General features: G+C 70.0%; 20 protein-coding genes. 4 read left to right on the top strand and 16 right to left on the bottom strand.

Annotation, left to right across the window (positions count from 1 at the left end; genetic code table 11):
• Window positions 1-41 precede the first annotated feature (41 nt).
• Both ACFVDO_RS16475 and ACFVDO_RS16470 read left to right on the top strand, forming a co-directional pair.
• On the top strand, window positions 42-1,508 hold the full coding sequence (locus ACFVDO_RS16475) for a family 20 glycosylhydrolase (protein ID WP_378856696.1): 1,467 nt from the start codon (window positions 42-44) through the stop codon (window positions 1,506-1,508).
• A complete protein-coding gene (locus ACFVDO_RS16470; protein ID WP_378856694.1) occupies window positions 1,505-2,353 on the top strand; it encodes an alkaline phosphatase family protein in 849 nt (282 codons plus the stop codon). Before ACFVDO_RS16475 ends, ACFVDO_RS16470 begins: the two co-directional genes overlap by 4 nt.
• Before the next feature lie 3 nt (window positions 2,354-2,356).
• Here the strand turns inward: ACFVDO_RS16470 and ACFVDO_RS16465 are convergent, their stop codons facing one another.
• From ACFVDO_RS16465 to ACFVDO_RS16435, 7 genes are all read right to left on the bottom strand, one after another.
• The gene (locus tag ACFVDO_RS16465) at window positions 2,357-2,704 is read right to left on the bottom strand and encodes a hypothetical protein (RefSeq protein WP_378856692.1); all 348 of its coding nucleotides are present in this window, start codon (window positions 2,702-2,704) and stop codon (window positions 2,357-2,359) included.
• Window positions 2,705-2,788: 84 nt separating this feature from the next.
• The gene (locus tag ACFVDO_RS16460) at window positions 2,789-3,112 is read right to left on the bottom strand and encodes a hypothetical protein (protein WP_378856690.1); all 324 of its coding nucleotides are present in this window, start codon (window positions 3,110-3,112) and stop codon (window positions 2,789-2,791) included.
• Window positions 3,113-3,121: 9 nt separating this feature from the next.
• Window positions 3,122-3,418: a hypothetical protein gene (locus tag ACFVDO_RS16455; protein WP_378856688.1), complete on the bottom strand. Its 297-nt coding sequence runs from the start codon at window positions 3,416-3,418 to the stop codon at window positions 3,122-3,124.
• Window positions 3,419-3,579: 161 nt separating this feature from the next.
• On the bottom strand, window positions 3,580-4,017 hold the full coding sequence (locus ACFVDO_RS16450) for a hypothetical protein (RefSeq protein ID WP_378856686.1): 438 nt from the start codon (window positions 4,015-4,017) through the stop codon (window positions 3,580-3,582).
• Window positions 4,014-4,820 (bottom strand): prolipoprotein diacylglyceryl transferase, encoded by an 807-nt coding sequence (locus ACFVDO_RS16445; protein WP_378856684.1) that lies wholly within the window; start codon window positions 4,818-4,820, stop codon window positions 4,014-4,016. The genes ACFVDO_RS16450 and ACFVDO_RS16445 overlap by 4 nt, the downstream gene beginning before the upstream one ends.
• A 1-nt stretch (window position 4,821) precedes the next feature.
• Window positions 4,822-5,136, bottom strand: coding sequence for a hypothetical protein (locus tag ACFVDO_RS16440; protein WP_378856682.1), 315 nt, complete (start codon window positions 5,134-5,136; stop codon window positions 4,822-4,824).
• Window positions 5,137-5,159: 23 nt separating this feature from the next.
• On the bottom strand, window positions 5,160-6,791 hold the full coding sequence (locus ACFVDO_RS16435) for a radical SAM protein (protein WP_378856680.1): 1,632 nt from the start codon (window positions 6,789-6,791) through the stop codon (window positions 5,160-5,162).
• Between the two features lie 165 nt (window positions 6,792-6,956).
• On the opposite strand from ACFVDO_RS16435, the gene ACFVDO_RS16430 reads away from it, so the two are divergent.
• On the top strand, window positions 6,957-7,439 hold the full coding sequence (locus ACFVDO_RS16430) for an FBP domain-containing protein (protein ID WP_378856678.1): 483 nt from the start codon (window positions 6,957-6,959) through the stop codon (window positions 7,437-7,439).
• Window positions 7,440-7,461: 22 nt separating this feature from the next.
• Here ACFVDO_RS16430 and ACFVDO_RS16425 read toward each other — a convergent pair whose 3' ends face one another.
• From ACFVDO_RS16425 to ACFVDO_RS16390, 8 genes are all read right to left on the bottom strand, one after another.
• Window positions 7,462-7,794 (bottom strand): coiled-coil domain-containing protein, encoded by a 333-nt coding sequence (locus ACFVDO_RS16425; protein ID WP_378856676.1) that lies wholly within the window; start codon window positions 7,792-7,794, stop codon window positions 7,462-7,464.
• Window positions 7,795-7,924: 130 nt separating this feature from the next.
• The gene (locus ACFVDO_RS16420) at window positions 7,925-8,710 is read right to left on the bottom strand and encodes a PaaX family transcriptional regulator C-terminal domain-containing protein (protein ID WP_378856674.1); all 786 of its coding nucleotides are present in this window, start codon (window positions 8,708-8,710) and stop codon (window positions 7,925-7,927) included.
• A 58-nt stretch (window positions 8,711-8,768) separates the two neighbouring features.
• Window positions 8,769-10,037 carry a kynureninase gene (locus tag ACFVDO_RS16415; protein ID WP_378856672.1) on the bottom strand — a complete coding sequence of 423 codons (1,269 nt, stop codon included), beginning with the start codon at window positions 10,035-10,037 and terminating at the stop codon, window positions 8,769-8,771.
• A gap of 24 nt (window positions 10,038-10,061) precedes the next feature.
• Window positions 10,062-11,198, bottom strand: coding sequence for a hypothetical protein (locus tag ACFVDO_RS16410; protein ID WP_378856670.1), 1,137 nt, complete (start codon window positions 11,196-11,198; stop codon window positions 10,062-10,064).
• Window positions 11,195-12,067, bottom strand: a complete 873-nt coding sequence (locus ACFVDO_RS16405; protein ID WP_378856668.1) for a tryptophan 2,3-dioxygenase — start codon at window positions 12,065-12,067, stop codon at window positions 11,195-11,197. Before ACFVDO_RS16405 ends, ACFVDO_RS16410 begins: the two co-directional genes overlap by 4 nt.
• A 47-nt stretch (window positions 12,068-12,114) precedes the next feature.
• Window positions 12,115-12,648 (bottom strand): cysteine hydrolase family protein, encoded by a 534-nt coding sequence (locus ACFVDO_RS16400; protein ID WP_378856782.1) that lies wholly within the window; start codon window positions 12,646-12,648, stop codon window positions 12,115-12,117.
• A 107-nt stretch (window positions 12,649-12,755) separates the two neighbouring features.
• The gene (locus ACFVDO_RS16395) at window positions 12,756-14,210 is read right to left on the bottom strand and encodes a purine-cytosine permease family protein (RefSeq protein ID WP_378856666.1); all 1,455 of its coding nucleotides are present in this window, start codon (window positions 14,208-14,210) and stop codon (window positions 12,756-12,758) included.
• Window positions 14,211-14,251: 41 nt separating this feature from the next.
• Complete coding sequence (locus tag ACFVDO_RS16390) at window positions 14,252-15,553, bottom strand: M18 family aminopeptidase (RefSeq protein WP_378856664.1); 1,302 nt, start codon at window positions 15,551-15,553, stop codon at window positions 14,252-14,254.
• Between the two features lie 180 nt (window positions 15,554-15,733).
• On the opposite strand from ACFVDO_RS16390, the gene ACFVDO_RS16385 reads away from it, so the two are divergent.
• Entirely contained in the window at window positions 15,734-16,603 is an 870-nt protein-coding gene (locus tag ACFVDO_RS16385) for an EamA family transporter (RefSeq protein WP_378856662.1), read from the top strand.
• Between the two features lie 6 nt (window positions 16,604-16,609).
• On the opposite strand, the gene ACFVDO_RS16380 is transcribed toward ACFVDO_RS16385, so the two are convergent.
• Window positions 16,610-17,353 (bottom strand): GntR family transcriptional regulator, encoded by a 744-nt coding sequence (locus ACFVDO_RS16380; RefSeq protein ID WP_378856660.1) that lies wholly within the window; start codon window positions 17,351-17,353, stop codon window positions 16,610-16,612.
• Between the last annotated feature and the right edge of the window lie 26 nt (window positions 17,354-17,379).

Below are 17,379 nucleotides of genomic sequence, written 5' to 3'. Positions count from 1 at the left end.
CCTCCCTCCGACAAGACCTCACGACGAAGAGAGATGACAGAATGCCCGACACCCTCCCCGGCCTGATCCCTGCACCGACGATGATCGACAGCACCGACGGCGCTGCGACCGCCTTGACCGCGCGGTCGCGGATCATCGCCTTCTCCGCGGAGTCCCGTGACTCGGCACGGAGCGTGATCCGTGCCGCGACAGGCCTGGACCTCGGGGCCGCGGAGGGCGGGGCGCGCGCCGGAGACGTCGTCATCGACATCGCCGACAGGCCGGCCGCCGGCGGGTACACGCTGACGGTGGATGCCGGCATCGTCATCACCGCCGGCGACGCGGAGGGTGCGCACAACGGTCTGCAGACCCTGTTCCAGCTGCTCGTGCACGCGGGCGGCGGAGAGATCCCCGCGCTCCGCGTCGAGGACGCGCCGCGGTACGGGTACCGCGGCGTGATGCTCGACGTCTCACGACACTTCTTCGACGCCGACGTCGTGCTGCGGCTCATCGAGCGCATCGCCGCGCTGAAGTTCAACCGGCTGCACCTGCACCTCACCGACGACCAGGGCTGGCGGATCGAGATCCCCGAGCTGCCCGAACTCACGCGCTCCGGCGCGGCGACCCAGGTCGGCGGCGGAGCGGGTGGGGCGTTCACGATCGAGGACTACCGCCGCATCGTCGCCCACGCCCAGCGGCACCACGTCGTGATCGTGCCGGAGATCGACCTGCCCGGTCACACGAACGCCGCACTCGTGGCATACCCGGATCTCGCGCCGGCGGGCGTCGTCCCCGAGCCGTACACGGGCACGGAGGTCGGGTTCTCGACGCTGGACCTCACCGCCGCGGAGACCGATCGCTTCGTCGAGACGGTGATCGCGCGGGTCGCCGCGGAGACGCCGGGCGAGTACGTGCACGTCGGAGGGGACGAGGCGTTCGCGACCGATGCGGCGCAGTTCGTCGCTTTCCTCGCGCGTGCCACTCGGGCGGTCGCCGCGCAGGGCAAGACGCCGATCGCCTGGCATGAGGCCGGCAAGGGCGAAGACCTCGAGCCCGGCACGGTCGGCCAGTACTGGGGGCGCAGCGTCGAGCCCGAGTCGCAGCGCAACGCGCGCACCTTCGGTGCACTCGGAGGCGTGATCCTGTCGCCCTCGGACCTGGTCTATCTCGACATGAAGCCCACGGCCGAGCACCCGGTCGGCCTGACCTGGTCCGCGCCGGCGATCTCTCTCGAGCAGGCCTACTCCTGGGACCCGGCCGATGTGCTGGACGGCGTCCCCGCCGAGGCGATCCTCGGCGTCGAGGCGCCGCTCTGGACCGAGACCGTGATCACCGAGCAGGACATCGAGGGCATGCTGTTCCCGCGTCTGCTCGCAGTCGCGGAGAAGGCCTGGTCGGTGTCGTCGTCATCGTGGCCCGAGTTCGAGGCCAGGGCGGCAGCCGCCGCAGCCGTGCTCGAACGGCTGGGCATCCGTCAGGGACCGGCCGGAGCCGGGATCCAGCAGCATCCGGTCGAGCCGGCCGCATGAGCGCATCCACCGGGCCGCGCACCTCGCGCGTGCTCGTCGTCGGCTGGGACGGGGTTCGCGACGACGAACGGCGACGGGCCGCAACTCCCCATCTCGATGCGCTCGGGGCTCGGGGGTTCGTGCGCGCGGTGCGGGTGAACGAGAAGGATCCGACGATCTCGGGGCCGGTGTGGTCGACCATGGCGACCGGCGTGCACAGCGACCGGCACGGTGTGATCGACAACGACTTCGCCCCGAATCGCTTCGCCGAGCATCCCGACTTCTTCACGGTGTTCCGGAGCGCGCGCCCTGGCGCCACCGTGTTCGCCGCGGGGGAGTGGGCACCGCTGTTCACGAGGATGTCCGGCGGGCCGCTCTTCGCCGGCGGCTACCGTCCGCCCGTGGGGCAGCTGGAGTCGCTGGAAGGCATCGCCGCGATCGACGAGGCGGTGTGCGGGCGGGCGGCTCAGGAGCTGCTCGCCGCCGATCACACCATCGTCTTCGCGTACTTCGTGCTGCCGGATGCCGTGGGGCACGCCGAGGGTGTGACGCCGCGCTACCGCGCCGCGATCGAGACCTGCGACCGTCAGCTGGGCGTGCTGCGCGCGGCGATCGACGCCCGTCCCGGGCGCGCCGACGAGGACTGGACGATCATCGTGCTCACCGACCACGGGCACCTCGACGAGGGGCACCACGGTGGTGACACCGATGCCGAGCGGACGGCGTGGATCGGCGCGGAGGGCCCCGGCATCACCGCGGCATCCGGCGTCGGCGTCGATCACGCCGACGTCTTCGCGCAGGTGCTCAGCACCGTCGACGTCGAATACGAAGCGGCCCGCGTGGACGGGCGGCCGTTCGGAGCCTGAGAATCAGACGGCGGCGACGTTGAACTGTACGCGGCCGTACGCCAGCACGCCGTAGTCGCGATGCAGTGCGACCGGGCTGCCTGCCGGTGCTTCGAGCGCGGCTCCGCCGCTGTTCCAGATCACATGCAGGTCGCCCTCGAGCGTCCGCAGTGACAGGATGCCGGAGGCCGGGTCGGCCTCCACCACGATCGCGTCCGTCCAGCCCAGCGGCGTCGCCGACGCCATGCGGGCCTGGATCAGGTGCAGAGCGTGCCCTGGGGCGAAGGAGGAGCAGGCGAATCCGTGGTCGCACATGCACGCCGCACGCTCACGCACCTCGAGGGGCGAAAGGCGGGTGTGCTGGCTGGTCACGGTGGATCTCCTGACGATCGGTTTCACCGAGAGTACGTCCGCTTCCTGGAACGCGCGATCAGGGGCGAAACGGAGCGCAACAATTCAGTCGAACGTACCGAACATGAACAGCAGGCCCACGCACGGCCCGAGGAAGATCAGCCAGAGCACGGATGCCGCGGTGACCACGCCGGCTCCGACGGGCCGCTTCCCCCGGAAGAACAGCAGCGTGATGCCGAGTGCTGCCGCGACAGCTGTCGGCAGCAGCGACCAACCGAGACCCTCAGCGGTCATGGCGTTCGGGGCGCGCATCACGTAGATCAGGGCGGGGAGGTGGAGCAGCACGCCGATCGCGATGCCTGCCCAGAACTGGAGGGCGGAATGCCGGCGTGCTGGTGCTTCCGAAGGCATGTGCTCGTCGCCCGTCATTCGCTGTCCTCAGCCGAGGAACCCGAGGCACGGGCCGATCACGATGAGCCAGGAGGCCGCTGCGACGATCGTCATGCCGGCGCCCATCCGCCGTGTCCGTGCGGGGATCAGCAGCCCGAGCGAGATCGCCGCGACGACGAGGAACGGTGCCAGTCTGCCTGGGATGGTCGACGTGAGGATCGAAGCCTCGCCGGAGGCGATCACAGAGATGAGGGCGAGCCAGATCACGAAGGCGATCACGTGAAGCCCGCATCCGATCCCGGCGCCGGCACCGATGCCGGGGGCGGACTTCTCCGTTGGGCTCATGGGATCGCCGGTGGGCGGCGGAGCGCCGCCGGCCCAGCCCAGGGGGCGGAGCGTCTCCGGAGGACGAGCCTGTTCCGGGCCGGGCGCGGTAGGCGGCGGGACAGGTTCGTCGGGCTGGTCCGGATCGCCGGGCTTGTCGGTCACGTCGTCGTCCCCCCCCCTCAATACCCGCCGAACAGACCGAAGCAGGGGCCGATGATGACGATGAAGCCTGCGGCGACGGCGATGAAGAACAGAGCGGCGAGCGAGCCACAGGTGATGCCGACGATCTTGCCGGTGTTGCTCGGAGCCGGCGGCGGGCCGGGTTGCGGATATCCGCCGGCGTAGCCCTGCGCCGGGTACGCCTCGGGCGCCTGCGGCGGATATCCGGGTTGCGGGTACGGCTGCTGCGGATACGGGGGAGCGGGCTGACCGTACGGCGGCGGGAACGCCGCAGGATCGGGCGCCGGCGGTGCCGGGGCGTCCGGCTGTGCCGGTGGGGCCGGGTCCGGCGGCGGCAGGGCGGGCCCGGCGGGCGGCTGCACCTCCCAGGCGGGCGGCTGCGGCGGCTGGGGTGGTTGCGCGGCCGGATCGGGCGTGGGGTTCTCGGGCGTGCTCATGCGGGCACCGTCCTCTCCTCAGAGGGTGACGCAGCGGTGCGGAAGCGCCCGCTGCGCAGCATCCAGACGATTCGCGCCGCGAGCAGCGGGATCGTGACCAGCAGGAAGAGCTGGGGCCGGGTCAGCCCCATCCAGGCGACGTCGTTTCCGCGGACGAACTCGACGAAGAACCGGAACACCGCATAGGCGGCGATGTAGATCGTCAGCGTCTCGCCGGCGGCGATCGGGCGGTGCCGCAGCCAGAACCACAGCACCGCGAACGCCAGAGCCTGGAACACGATCTCGTAGACGAAGCTCGGATGCAGCGGCACGCCGGCGATCGAGCCGGTTCGTGCGGCGGCATCCGCATCGAGCACGATGCCCCAGTCGCCGCCGGTCGGCGTGCCGGGGCGCTCGGTGAGCAGGCATCCGATCCGTCCGATCACCATCGCGAGCGCGAAGGCCGGGGCGAACAGGTCGCCGGTGCGATCCGGGTACTTCACGATCTTCTTCGCGACGTGCACGCCCAGCCAGGCACCGACCATGGCCGAGAGCACCGAGGCGTTGCCGCGCAGCAGCTGCTCGCCCAGGCTGAGGTTCTTCGAGGGGTCGAGGTGCTGCGCCCAGGTGCCGAGGCGCGACATGATCGCGGCGCCCACCATCGCGCCCATCACCAGGTAGACCAGTCGAGGATCGGTGATGCCACGGCGTCGCCGCTCGATCAGGAAGATCGCTCCGGCGGCGAGCATTCCCAGCGCGACGAACACCGAGTGGGTGCCCAGCGGGGGCAGCCACGGTGCGATGTCGTGCAGGGTCGGGAACACGTCAGCCTCCCAGCATCCGCATCCAGAGCATCACCCAGAACGGGATCGCGACGGCCGCGGCCACGGCGATCACCGACAGGTACGCGAGCACCAGCCGGGTGTCGCCGAGCTTGCAGCGCGAGCGCATCAGGCCGCCGCGGCGGGCCTTCGCGTACCCGGCGATCGCGATCAGCGCGAAGGCGAGCACGGCGATCGGGCCGAGCACGCAGGAGATCAGCGCGATCGTCGTGAACACGCACAGCCGCAGCGGGTCGAACGGCTTCGCGTCCGGCACGGACGGGTCGCGCTGGTTCAGGTGGCTGTAGTCGTGGGTCATCCGCTTCGTCTCGCTTCGCTCGCTCAGCGTCCGAGGACCGGCAATCGGGTGCGCCCGCCGGTCGGACGTACGTCGGTCGTCGACTCGGCGGGACGGCCTGTCGCCGTCGAGATGCGGGTACGGCTCAGCGGCGCCCAGGCCTGCAGCGCGCAGAACGGCGCGCACTGGTGCGCGTTCGTCTGCTCGTTCACGGTCGCCACGTGCACGCAGCACTGCGTGAGCCGCTCCTCGATCATCGTGTTGATGTCCATGAACGGCTTGACGGTGATGCGCAGCACTCGCTCGGCGAGCATCGCACGCATGCGGCCGTGCTGCCCTGGCAGCCGCGAAGCAGCGAGTGTCGCGAGCGTGCCGATGCCCAGGTCGCAGTTCACACAGATGTCGCGCCAGATGTCGCCCATCGACGGATGCGAGAGCGACGACTGCTCGCTGAGCAGATCGAGCAGCGAGCTCTTCACCACGTCGCGGATCGCCTTGTTCACGTTCGAATCCGCGATGCGGTTCGCTAGCAGGTCGGGGTTCAGGTCGAGGAACTCCTTGAGCCGCTCGTGGCCGATCAGGGCGACCAGCGACTTCCACTCGTCCGAGTCGTCCTTGAGGAAGTAGCCGACCGAGCAGCAGTGCGGATGGCTGCACGGCAGCGCCGTGAGGTCCTGCCAGGTGATGTCGCCGTCGGTCTGCGGGCCGAGGCGCGCGAGCACCCCGGTGTGCGTGAGCCGGTCGTCCGGATCGATGCCGGCCGAGCGTCCCGATCCGAACACGGGCTGGATCGTCACCCCGCCGACGTACGGCGTGGCCTGCGCCCGGCGGATCACCGCGCCGATCTCGTGGTCGTTCACGCCGAGGGTCGCCGTCATCGTGAGCGTGGTGAAGACCCCGGCATCCGCGAGGCGCTCGAGCGCCCGCTCCTTGAAGCGGCGGATGTCGGCACCGCGGTGGAAGGCGACCGAGTCCGCCTCCTCGCCGTCGTACTGCAGGTACACCTCGACGCGCTCGCGATGCTTCTTCAAGAACCCGACGAACTCGTCGTCGTTCGCGATGCGCAGGCCGTTCGAGTTCAGCAGGATGCGCACGATCGGCCGGGCGACCAGATGCTCGATGAGCTGCTCGAGCCACGGATACAGCGTCGGCTCCCCGCCGGACAGCATGAGCACGTCGATACGGTCGTTCTCGCGGCTGAGCTTCGCATCCACGGATGCCAGCACCTCTGCCAGCGGTGCGACGGCGGCCATCGCAGGGCTCGACTCGGCGAAGCAGGTGGGGCACTTCAGATTGCAGTGGTCGGTGATGTCCTCGAGCAGGATGCAGGTGTGCTGCGTCTGCATCTCGGGCAGGCCGTCCTCATACGCCTGCGGCACCGGCTTGAAGTTGCCGGCGGTGTCGGGGGTGTGCACCTTCGTCGGCGCGGTCCACTGCTCGAGATACCGGAGGATCTCGGCGTTCTCGTCGTACATCGTCGAGATCAGGCCGTGCTCGGGGCATCCGCGCTCGAGCCACACGGTGCCGTCGCGGTCGGCCAGCCAGCCCGAAAGCCGGCGCACCTCGGACAGCGGCTGGTCGGGCTTCTCCTCATGACACCGCGGACAGAACGCGTTGACATAGCGATGCACGCGGTAATCGCGCAGCGGCATCCCGGTTCCAGCAGACGGCGTCATGCGTTCACCCTAGTGGGGAGGCGTAGACTCTCCGGGTGCATTTCTTGAAGGTGGTCGTCGGCGCATCGCGCGCCGGCGGCAGAGGCTGACGATCAGCCGGCGGCGGAACTCCCGTCACCGGTGCTCCATCGCACCCATTCACCTCATCTCATAGAAGGCACCTTCATGCTTCCCCTCGACGAGCGCGCCATCCGCGCCTCCTTCCTCAACGCCTCCCGCAAAGAGGCCTCATCGCTCACCCTGCCCGCCGACTTCGACGAGATCGACTTCGCCGGTCTGGACTTCCTGGGCTGGTTCGATCCGAAGATGCCCAAACGGGCGTACATCGTCGCCGAGATCGACAAGCGCCCGATCGGCGTGCTGCTGCAGCGCGCCGAGCACCGGGTCGTGCGCCGCGCCCAGTGCTCCTGGTGCGACGACGTGACGCTCCGCAACGACGTGCAGTTCTTCTCGGCGCGCAAGGCCGGCGCGGCTGGTCGTAACGGCAACACGATCGGCACCCTGGTCTGCGAGAACTTCGGCTGCTCGGCGAACGTGCGCAGGCTGCCGCCGCTTGCCTACGAGGGCTACGACCGCGAGCTCGCCCGCGACCTGCGGATGCTGCGCCTGCGCGAGCACGTCGCCGCATTCATCGCCGAGCTCGGCTGAATCGAGGCGCCTCTGTCCCGGCTCAGCGCGTGAACGCCAGCCGGGGCGGGGGTCCCTCGAGCCGTGCGATCGTGATCTTGACTTCGGTGAGCTCCTGGGTCAGGCCATCGATCCGGTTGCCGAGCTTGTCGATCCGGTTGTCGAGCTTGTCGATCCGGTTGTCGAGTTTGTCGATCCGGTTGTCGAGCTTGTCGACTCGGTCGTCGAGTCTGTCGATGCGCGCGTTGATCGAGGCCCCGAGCCGATCGTCGCCACGATCGATGCGCTGGATCATGCAGGCGAAGCCGCTGAACATGCCGATCACCATGGTCACGCCGACCGAGAGGGTCGCGATGAGCTCAGGGGACATGGACATACGTCTCATTCTGCACCTCGAGAGCGGGGCGTGGCAGCGAGCGTACCCATCGCCCGTGCAGACCGACCCGGCGATTCTCGGGGTCGATGGACAGTGGACGAAAGCTGGTCATCGTGAGGGGAGACTCGTCTCAGGCGGTCACGGCGCGGACGTGCTGCCACGCCGGTGCGGCGAGGCGGGCGGACAGGTCGGCGAAGGCGGCGAAGCCGCGCTCGCCGGGCCAGTCCGCCGGCAGCAGCTCGGCGGGCAGGCCCGGATCGACGTACGGCAGCACGCGCCAACTGTCGATCAGTCGCACATAGGCGGCGAAGGGCTCGTCCGGCAGCGCGTCGACGGATGCCTGGAATCGCAGGTGCTCGGCGCGGAGAGAGTCGAGGTCCCACCATCCGGCGACGGCCTCGGGCAGCGGCGCAGCCGGACGAGGATCGTCGGCGCGGAAGCGCGTTGCGAACTCCCGCGCACCCAGCTCGTCGAGCAGCTGGCCGACCTCGTCGTCGAGATACCAGGGGACGATCCACAGCCCCGGCGCGACCGATCCCGCGCCGATGAACTGCAACCGCCGGCGCAGCTGGTGTCGCAGGTCTCGCCGGGCCTCGGGGATGGTCGCCGAGATCAGGCACCATGGGGCTCCGGCCTGCATCCGGCGCACCTCGAAGATGCGGCGGTCGCCGCGTTCGAGCATCCGGATCGCCGCGGGATTCAGGGCGTACCCGCCGGACTGCGACAGCAGCAGCCCCTTCTGCTTGAGGCGAGCGATCGCTGTGCGAGCGGGAGCCGGGAGGATGCCGAGATCGCCGGCCACCCGCACCAGCGCGGCCGACGTGATCTCGCCGTCCAGCCGGCGCAGGTACAGTCCGATCGTCGTGCGCAGCAGCGAGGTGGTGCTGCCGGGCCGCGCATCGATGTCATCGAGCACAGGAACGTCCTTCGTCTCGCTCGTTCCTCGCTCGCTCAGGACCCGGGACACGCTGACCTCAGTCACCGCTGTTCAGCGCGTCGCGCACGGCGACGACGCCGCGCAGCGTCTCCTCGTGCGAGGTGCTCAGCGGCGACAAACCGAGGCGGATGCCGTCGGGGAAGCGGAAGTCGGGGATGACGCCCTGCCCCCACAGCTCCTGCGTCACGCGCTGGAACGAGTCGTGGCCGATCGTGATGTGCCCGCCTCGGCCCGCGGCATCCCTCGTGCTGAGCAGGCGCACGCCCAGCGGCGCGAGCAGTTCGTCGTAGGCGCGCACCGCGAAGTCGGTCAGCGAGATCGACTTCGCGCGCACGGCGCCGATGCCGGCGTCGTCGATGAGGTCGAGCATGCCCTGCATCCCGAGCATCGACATCACCGGCGGGGTGCCGCTGAGCAGCTGCCGGATGCCGGGTACCGGCTGGTACGAAGGGCCCATCGCGAAGATGTCGGCGGCACTCCACCAGCCGTGGATCGGCTGGGTGATCGAGCCCTGCAGTTCACTGCGCACGTAGCCGAACGCGGGGGAGCCCGGCCCGCCGTTCAGATACTTGTAGGTGCAGCCGACCGCGAGGTCGACGCCCCAGGCGTCCAACTGCATGGGCACGACGCCCACGGAGTGGCACAGATCCCACAGCATGAGCGCACCCGCCTCGTGCACGGCCGCAGTGATGCCCGGCATGTCCGCCAGCGCACCGGAGCGATAGTCCACGTGGCTGAGCACGACCAGCGCGGTGCGGTCCGAGGTGACGGCGCGCACGTCGTCGACCGACACCCCGGTGATCTCGTCGGGCTGCACCCAGCGCAGCGTCGCGCCGACCTCGTCCGCGATGCCGGCGGCGATGAACCGGTCGGTGGGGAAGTTGCCCGCCTCGATGACGATCTCGTCACGGCCGGGGCGCGCGGCGACGGCCGCGCGGATCAGCTTGTACAGCATGACGCTCGTCGAGTCGGCGACCACGGTCTGGCCCTCGGCGGCGCCGAGCGCGACGGATGCGATCCGGTCTCCGAGGCGCATCGGCAGCTCCATCCACTGCTCGTCCCAGGATCGGATGAGTCGGGTGCCCCAGTCCTCGCGGATGAACTGCGCGACCTTCTCGGGCATGTCGGCGAGCGGCCGGCCCAGAGAGTTGCCGTCGAGATAGGCGGTCACTCCCGGCGCTTCCGCGAATGCGGCCAGGTGGTGCGTAAGCGGGTCGGCGGCATCGAGCCTGGCGGCCTCGGAGGCGAGGTCGGGGGCGGACAGCCCGGCGACGCGGCGGTGCAGGTCCTCGGGGGATTCGGTCATGTCGGTCCTCGGATTCTTCTTCGATCAGACGGATGCCGGCGCGGCGACGTCGCTCGGCCGGTCGGTGCGGGTCAGGAGGCGGGCGGAGGCGGGGTCGTCCTCGGGCACGAGCAGCAGCGACGCCCCAGGGGTCAGTGGATCGAGCGGCGCGAGAGCGCGCAGCAGCAGAAGGCCCTCGACTCCCGCCTCACGAAGAGCGGCGACCTCGCAGGCGTTCAGATCCACCGGCGTCGGCCCGTTGCCCATGTCGGTGCCGTAGAGCAGCGTGCCGCCGGCTGCGACGAAGCGGCGCACGTTGTCGAGCGCGATCGCGCCGTGCTCCTCGTCGTGGACGGTGATCGTGGAGATCCACGCGACGGACGCCGCCTGCCGGGCGATCTCGTCGTCGTCCAACCGCTCGGTGAACGGCGCATGCGCGAGCGCCGTTGCCCCCAGCGCTGCGGCGCGCTGCGCCTGACCTCGGCCCTCGGCGTGCACGATCAGCGGAAGCCGGTGCTCGTCGGCGAGCTCGGCGAGCACGCGCATCAGATCGTCGGCGAGCACGGGGCCTGCCTCCGAGTGCGCGACGGCCTTCAGGGCGACGGCTCCCGCCTCCGCCAGCTCGGCGACGACCGCAGCGGCATGGGCGGCGTCGCGCAACTCGACGACCGCGCCGTTCGGTGCCCAGGTCCGGTCGGACGGATAACCGCCGGGTGCGGTGAGGAACGGTCCGGCGAAGTCGATCACGCATCGCCCGGCAAGCGGCAGTCCCGGCGAGGGCGCGGCGGATGCCGGTGCAGGACGGTCGGGATCGTCGGCGACGCCGTCGAGGGCGACCGTCGGCACGGGGATCCCGTCGGTGTCGGTCGCGACAGCGGACACGGCTTTCGGGGGAGCGGGGACACCGGACAGAGCGGGATCGGTCTGCGCGGACAGCGCGCGAATCGAGGCGAGGTCTGCGCCGAGGTCCACCACCCGCCCCAGACGGGAGGTCCTCAGCAGTGCGGGATCGACGAGCTGGAGATGCACGTGATGATCGGTGAACCGACCGGTGACGATGCCGTCGAGCCGCGGCGATCCGGCGGGCGCCGGCTCCGCCCGCAGTCGAACGCCGGCGGCATCCGAGACGAGCGAGCCCTCGTGCGACCCGCCGTCGCGGTGATAGCGGACGGAGTGGATCACAGGCCGATCCGCTCGTCCTTGCCGATCTCGGTGCGCACCGTGTAGAGCTCGGGGAAGAAGGTCAGCGACAGCGCCCGCTGCAGGAAGTCGACGCCGGTCGATCCGCCGGTGCCGCGCTTCATGCCGATGGTGCGGGTGACCGTGCGCAGGTGCCGGAAGCGCCAGAACTGGAAGTTGTCCTCGACGTCGACGAGCTCCTCGCAGGCCTCGTAGAGCTCCCAGTGCTCCTTCGGGTTCTCGTACACGTCGCGCAGCACCGGAACCAGCTCCGGAGTCTCGCGGTACGGCAGGCGCACGTCGCGCTCCAGGATGGATGCCGGCACCGGCAGTCCGCGTCGGGCGACATAGCGCAGGAACTCGTCGTACAGGGTCGGGCGCTCGAACTCGGCGGTGAGCATCGCCAGGTTCTCGGGGTGGTCGCGGAACAGGCCGAGCATCTTCTCGTTCTTGTTGCCGAGCGCGAACTCGACGGCGCGGTACTGCACGGACTGGAAGCCGGAGGAGTTGCCCAGCTCGCCGCGGAACTCGGCGTACTCGGTGGGAGTGAGCGTGGCGAGCACCGACCACTGCTGGGTCAGCACCTCCTGGATGTGCTTGATCCTTGCGATGTGCTTCAGTGCCGACCGCAGGTCGTCCTCGGCGAGGCGCACCCGCGCGGTATCGAGCTCGCGCAGCACGAGCTTGAGCCACAGCTCGGTGGTCTGGTGCTGGATGATGAACAGCATCTCGTCGTGGTGCTCGGGCACCGAGACCGGATGCTGCGCCCCGAGCAGCCTGTCGAGGTCGAGGTACGACCCGTAGGTCATCCGATCCTTGAGATCGGTGACGATCCCCTCTTCCAGGTCGCGCTCGTTCTGCTGATCAGCCATGTCGCGAGAGTAACATGATTGCGACGGTCGTCACAATGATGAAATGCCTAACGGCTCGCGAGCACCGCCGCTGTGTCCGAGACCGTCAGCTGAGGCGGATACAGCCCCATCACGTGCAGCGCCGCTGCGTGGTTGTCAGCGGTCGAGCCTGCGCAGGCGTCCGCCGCGATCGTGGCATGCGCCCCGGCATCCGCCGCGGCGAGAGCCGTGGAGAGCACGCAGCAGTCGGTCGAGACGCCGGTGAGGACGACGCGCGCGCCGCGCCCGACGATCGCTTCGATCTCGGGCCCCCACTTGCCGAATGTCGGCAGGTCGAGCGTGGGATGCGGCGACAGGTCGTGCGCCTCGGGGACGAGGTCGAACAGCGGGTCGGATGCCGGTCTGTCCGCGAACGGCCACGCCGCGAAGTAGTCGCCCCAGGCCGTGGAGCGGTCGGCCGTCGGCATCCATCTGGTGACAAGGACGTTCTCGCCGAACGCGCCGGCCAGCCGGCCGATGTTCGCGAAGGCCTCCGCGAAGAACGGCGAACCCCAGTCGGAATCGGGCGCCGCGAAGATGTTCTGCGGGTCGATGACGACCAGCCATCCTTCGTCTCGTCGCTGTGCTCCGGGTCCTGAGTGAGCGGAGCGAGCGCCGTGCTGAGCGAGCGAAGCGAGACGAAGTGACGAAGGGCGCTCAGGAACCGCGGTCACGCGTCGGCCTCCTGGCGGCGGATCTTCGCCGCTCGCGCGAACCACGTCACCAGGAACGAGAGCACCAGCGCGAAGAAGACTCCGAGGTTCGCGTAGGCCCACGCGCCATCCTTGCCGCCGATCAGCGGCAGCAGGTAGCCCTGCCAGTTGTTCCACGAGGCGTCTACCGCGAAGTTGTTCACGACGAAGCCCCAGCCGATCACCGACGCGACCAGCATCGTGATGATCGAGGTCCAGTCCCAGGCGCCGTAGCGTCCGTTCGCGTCGAACAGCGCGTCCTCGTCGTAGTCCCTGTGGCGGCGCAGGATGTCGGCGATGAGGATGCCCGCCCAAGCCGCCAGCGGTACGCCGAGCGTGATGAGGAAGGACTGGAACGGGCCGAGGAAGCCCTCGTCGCCGAACACCACCAGGATGGTGACGATGGTGAGGATCACGCCGTCGATGCCCGCGGCGGCGGGGCGCGGGATGCGGATGCCGAGGCTCAGCAGCGTCAGCCCGGACGAGTAGATGCCGAGCACGGCGCCGGAGACCAGCGCGAGCACCGCCGTGACGAGGAACGGCACGAGCACCCAGATCGGCAGCAGTGTGGCGAGCGCGCCGATCGGGTCGTTCTGCACGGCGAGGAACAGCTTGTCGTCGGAGCCCGCGAGCAGCAGACCGAAGATCACCAGGATCACCGGTGCGATCGAGCCGCCGAACGTGTTCCAGAAGATGATCGCACCGTCGGGCGCGGTGCGCTTCTGGTAGCGCGACCAGTCCGCAGCGATGTTGATCCAGCCCAGGCCGAAGCCGGTCATCACCATGACGAGAGCGCCGATGACCTGGCCGATGTTGCCGTCGGGCTTCGACAGTGCCGCGGCGAAGTCGATGTGCGGGATGGTGAGGATGATGTAGAGGATCGTGACGACGCCGGTCACCCAGGTCAGCACCGACTGCAGCTTCATGATCGTGTGGTAGCCGAGCACGGACGCCGTGACGATGAGGGCGGCCACGATGATCGTCGCGATGATCTTCAGCGCGACGCTGTCGCCGTCGCCGCCGAGCTGGGTGATGACGGTGGCCGTGGCGAGCACCGCCATGATCGCGAGGAACGTCTCCCAGCCGATGGAGGTCAGCCAGGAGACGATGCCGGGCACCTTCTGCCCGTGCACTCCGAACGCCGCCCGGGACAGCACCATGGTCGGCGCCGAACCGCGCTTGCCGGCGATCGCGATCAGCCCGCACAGGAAGAACGACACCACGATGCCGATCACCGAGACGATCGTCGCCTGCCAGAACGAGATGCCGAAGCCCAGGACGAACGAGCCGTAGGACATGCCGAACACCGAGACGTTCGCCGCGAACCACGGCCAGAAGAGGTCGCGCGGCTTGGCGGTGCGATCGGACTCGGGGATGATCTCGATCCCGGTGCGCTCGATGAGCGTCGACGTCGAGGTGCTCTCTGCGGTCATGCTCACATCCTGGCACCGCGCAGAGCCCTGCGGCCAGATCGTCAGCCGGCGAAGAACGCCTCCGCCACGCGCGACAGGTCATGCAGGTCGCTGACGCCGGCGAGCTCGCGGGCCGAGTGCATCGACAGGATCGGGATGCCGATGTCGACCGTGCGGATTCCGAGGCGCGTCGCCGTGATCGGCCCGATCGTCGACCCGCAGGGCACGGCGTTGTTCGACACGAACTCCTGCGACGCGACGCCGGATGCCTCGCACCACGAGGCCCAGGCGGCGGCGCCCACGGCATCGGTCGCATAGCGCTGGTTGGCGTTGATCTTCAGGATCGGGCCCGAGCCGAGCAGCGGCTGCACCACCGGGTCGTGCCGCTGCGAGTAGTTCGGGTGCACCGAGTGCCCCACGTCGCTGGACAGGTGCCACGAGGCGGCGTACGCGCGCCGCCGGTCCGCGGCATCCGCGCCGAGCTGCTCGTAGACGCGCTCCAGGACGTCCTCGAGGAACGGGCCGGCCGCGCCGGAGCGCGACTCGGAGCCGAGCTCCTCGTGGTCGAAGGCGGCGAGCACCGGGATGATGTTCGAGCCGGTTCCTGAGCCTGACGAAGGGCCCGCGGCGGCGAGCAGCGCCACGACGCCGGCGTGCACGGATGCCAGGTCGTCGAGGCGTCCGCTGGCGAAGAACGCATCGTCCTTGCCGAACACCGCGCCGCGCGCGGAGTCGGCGACGACGGCGTCGAAGCCGCGGATGTCGCGGGGGTCGACGCCGGCGGATGCCGCGAGCTCGGCGAGCAGATCCGCGTCTGCCGGGTCGCCGAGGCCCCACACCGGCTGGGTGTTCACCTGCTTGTCGAGGGCGAGGCCGTCGTTGACGCCGCGGTCGAGGTGGATCGCCAGCTGCGGCAGGCGCAGCAGCGCTCCGGTGTCGGCGAGCACCACGCGGCCGTCGGAGAGGGCGAGACGGCCGGCGAGGCGCAGCTCGCGGTCCAGCCACGAGTTCAGCAGCGGACCGCCGTAGACCTCGACGCCGGCCTGCAGCCAGCCGCGGGCGCCGGTGGTCGGCTTGGGCTTCAGCTTGAAGCCGGGGGAGTCGGTGTGCGCGCCGAGGATGTGCGTGGGCGTGGTGGCCGAGGCATCCGTCGGCACGACCCAGGCGATGGCCGCGCCGTCGCGCACGACGACATAGCGCCCGCCGGGCTGCGCGGGCCAGGCATCCGCCTCGTTCAGCCGGGTGAAGCCGGCATCCTGGAGCCGGCGCGCGACCTCTTCGGCCGCGTGGTAGCTCGACGGGGAGGCGGCGACGAAGTCGGCGAGGTCGGAGGCGTGCGCGAGGGCGGCAGGAGAGACGGGCATGCCTTCGATCGTAATCGTGACGGCTAGGGTGGTCTTCGACAGCGCCTAGGGTTCCGGGGCATCCGCCCGCCTGGTCCGAGCGGCGCCACGGTCTTCCGCCCAACGGCGGACCGTCATCTGAACGGACAAAAGCCTGGAGGACCCGTTCGTCGCGCCCGCGGCGGGCAGAAGGGTCTTCGGATGTCCGGTATCGCCATCGCTCTGGCGCTCGCCGCGGCCGTCGTGCACGCCGCGTGGAACATCATCGCGCACGACGTGAGTCGTGCCGGCGTCGCGTTCCTGTGGTGGGGCGCGGTCGCGAGCACCGTGATCTGGGCGGGCGCGATTCCGCTCACCGGTGGTTTCGGCACCGACGACGTCGCAGGCATCGCGCTCGGCATCGGGGTCTCGGGCGTGCTCCATGTGATCTACATGACGGTGCTGCAGCGCGGCTACCGGGCCGGCAACCTCTCCACGGTCTACGCGACTGCGCGAGGCACCGGCCCGTTCCTCTCGGTGATCATCGCGATGCTGCTGCTGGGGGAGCGGCCAGGGCCCATCGCCCTGGTCGGCGTGCTGCTGGTGATCGCCGGTGTCGTCGCGATCGGGCTGGTCGACCGGGGCCCTGCCACGGGTCGGCGCGGTCTCGACCCCGCGCTCGTCTTCGGGCTGCTCACCGGCGTCGCGATCGCCGGGTACACGATCTGGGATGCCTTCGCGCTGCGCACCTGGCACCTGTCTCCGGTGGCGTTCATGGTCGGCTGCGCCGCGGCCGAGATCCCGTTCTTCACGATCGCGGTCGCGGTCGGCCGGCGGTGGGATGCGGTGGGTGCACTGTGGCGGAGGCAATGGCGGCGCATCATCGCCTTCGGCGTGCTGTCGCCTCTCGCCTACATCCTCGTGCTGCAGGCGATCAGGATCGCCCCTGTCGCGCTGGTCGCCCCGCTGCGTGAGGTGAGCGTCGTGCTGGTCAGCCTCTTCGGCGCGTTCGTGCTGCGCGAGAGCCGGCCAGGCTGGCGGATCGGGGCATCCGTCGTGGTCGTGGCGGGAGTGGCGCTGATCGCGGTGTGAGACCCCTCAGCCTGCGACCGCGCGCAGGTACTGGCCGTCGGCGGAGATGCCGGAGCCGGAGACGGTGAAGCGCACGACGTCGCCGAGGTAGCGGTCCTGGGATGCCTCGAAGATGCGGCCCTCCGCGTCGCGCGAGACGCGGCTCAGACGCAGGATCGGCGACCCCTGCGGCACGCGCAGAAGCGCGGCATCCCTCTCGTCCGCCGCGATCGCGTCGATCTCGTGCTGCACGCCGACGATCGGATGCCCGTTGTCGCCGAGGAACTCGGTGATCGAGACCGCGTCGAGGTCGGTCTGGAACAGCAGACGCCCGACATCCTCGGTGTAGTTCAGGCGCTCGACCATGGTCGAGCGGCCGTCGAGGAGTCGCAGCCGCAGCACGCTGACGATCTGATCGTCGGGGGACACACCGAGCGGTTCGGCGAGGTCGGCGGCACGGCGCAGGCTCACTTCTTGGGTCTGCGCGCCGGGTCGCAGACCCAGATCGCGAGCCCAGCGCGTGAACGGTACCGACATGTCCACGGCCTGCGTCGCCTTCTTCGAGACGACCCTGGCCGGGCGTCCGCGGGTGGTCTCGACGAGGCCCTCGGCGCGCAGCGCGGCGAGGGCGTTGCGGATCGGACCGCGCGAGGTGTTCCAGCGGTCGGCGAGCTCGGCCTCGGTCGGCACATCGTCTCCGGGGCGCAACTGACCCGAGGCGATGCGCTCGCGCAGATCCTCTGCGATGCGCAGGTAGACAGCTTCGGACACATAGGCATACTACTTGCGCAGGTCGG

This window comes from Microbacterium sp. NPDC057741, from assembly GCF_042798735.1.
GTDB lineage: Bacteria > Actinomycetota > Actinomycetes > Actinomycetales > Microbacteriaceae > Microbacterium.
The sequence above is the reverse complement of the archived record's forward strand: the minus strand, read 5'-3'. Positions and strand labels throughout refer to the sequence as shown.

Bases quoted from the DNA above. Each gene is read 5' to 3' on its own strand.
- ACFVDO_RS16475 (WP_378856696.1), top strand. From the start codon at position 42: ATGCCCGACACCCTCCCCGGCCTGATCCCTGCACCGACGATGATCGAC.
- ACFVDO_RS16470 (WP_378856694.1), top strand. From the start codon at position 1,505: ATGAGCGCATCCACCGGGCCGCGCACCTCGCGCGTGCTCGTCGTCGGC.
- ACFVDO_RS16460 (WP_378856690.1), bottom strand. From the start codon at position 3,112: ATGACGGGCGACGAGCACATGCCTTCGGAAGCACCAGCACGCCGGCAT.
- ACFVDO_RS16455 (WP_378856688.1), bottom strand. From the start codon at position 3,418: ATGAGCCCAACGGAGAAGTCCGCCCCCGGCATCGGTGCCGGCGCCGGG.
- ACFVDO_RS16450 (WP_378856686.1), bottom strand. From the start codon at position 4,017: ATGAGCACGCCCGAGAACCCCACGCCCGATCCGGCCGCGCAACCACCC.
- ACFVDO_RS16440 (WP_378856682.1), bottom strand. From the start codon at position 5,136: ATGACCCACGACTACAGCCACCTGAACCAGCGCGACCCGTCCGTGCCG.
- ACFVDO_RS16435 (WP_378856680.1), bottom strand. From the start codon at position 6,791: ATGACGCCGTCTGCTGGAACCGGGATGCCGCTGCGCGATTACCGCGTG.
- ACFVDO_RS16430 (WP_378856678.1), top strand. From the start codon at position 6,957: ATGCTTCCCCTCGACGAGCGCGCCATCCGCGCCTCCTTCCTCAACGCC.
- ACFVDO_RS16425 (WP_378856676.1), bottom strand. From the start codon at position 7,794: ATGTCCATGTCCCCTGAGCTCATCGCGACCCTCTCGGTCGGCGTGACC.
- ACFVDO_RS16415 (WP_378856672.1), bottom strand. From the start codon at position 10,037: ATGACCGAATCCCCCGAGGACCTGCACCGCCGCGTCGCCGGGCTGTCC.
- ACFVDO_RS16405 (WP_378856668.1), bottom strand. From the start codon at position 12,067: ATGGCTGATCAGCAGAACGAGCGCGACCTGGAAGAGGGGATCGTCACC.
- ACFVDO_RS16395 (WP_378856666.1), bottom strand. From the start codon at position 14,210: ATGACCGCAGAGAGCACCTCGACGTCGACGCTCATCGAGCGCACCGGG.
- ACFVDO_RS16390 (WP_378856664.1), bottom strand. From the start codon at position 15,553: ATGCCCGTCTCTCCTGCCGCCCTCGCGCACGCCTCCGACCTCGCCGAC.
- ACFVDO_RS16385 (WP_378856662.1), top strand. From the start codon at position 15,734: ATGTCCGGTATCGCCATCGCTCTGGCGCTCGCCGCGGCCGTCGTGCAC.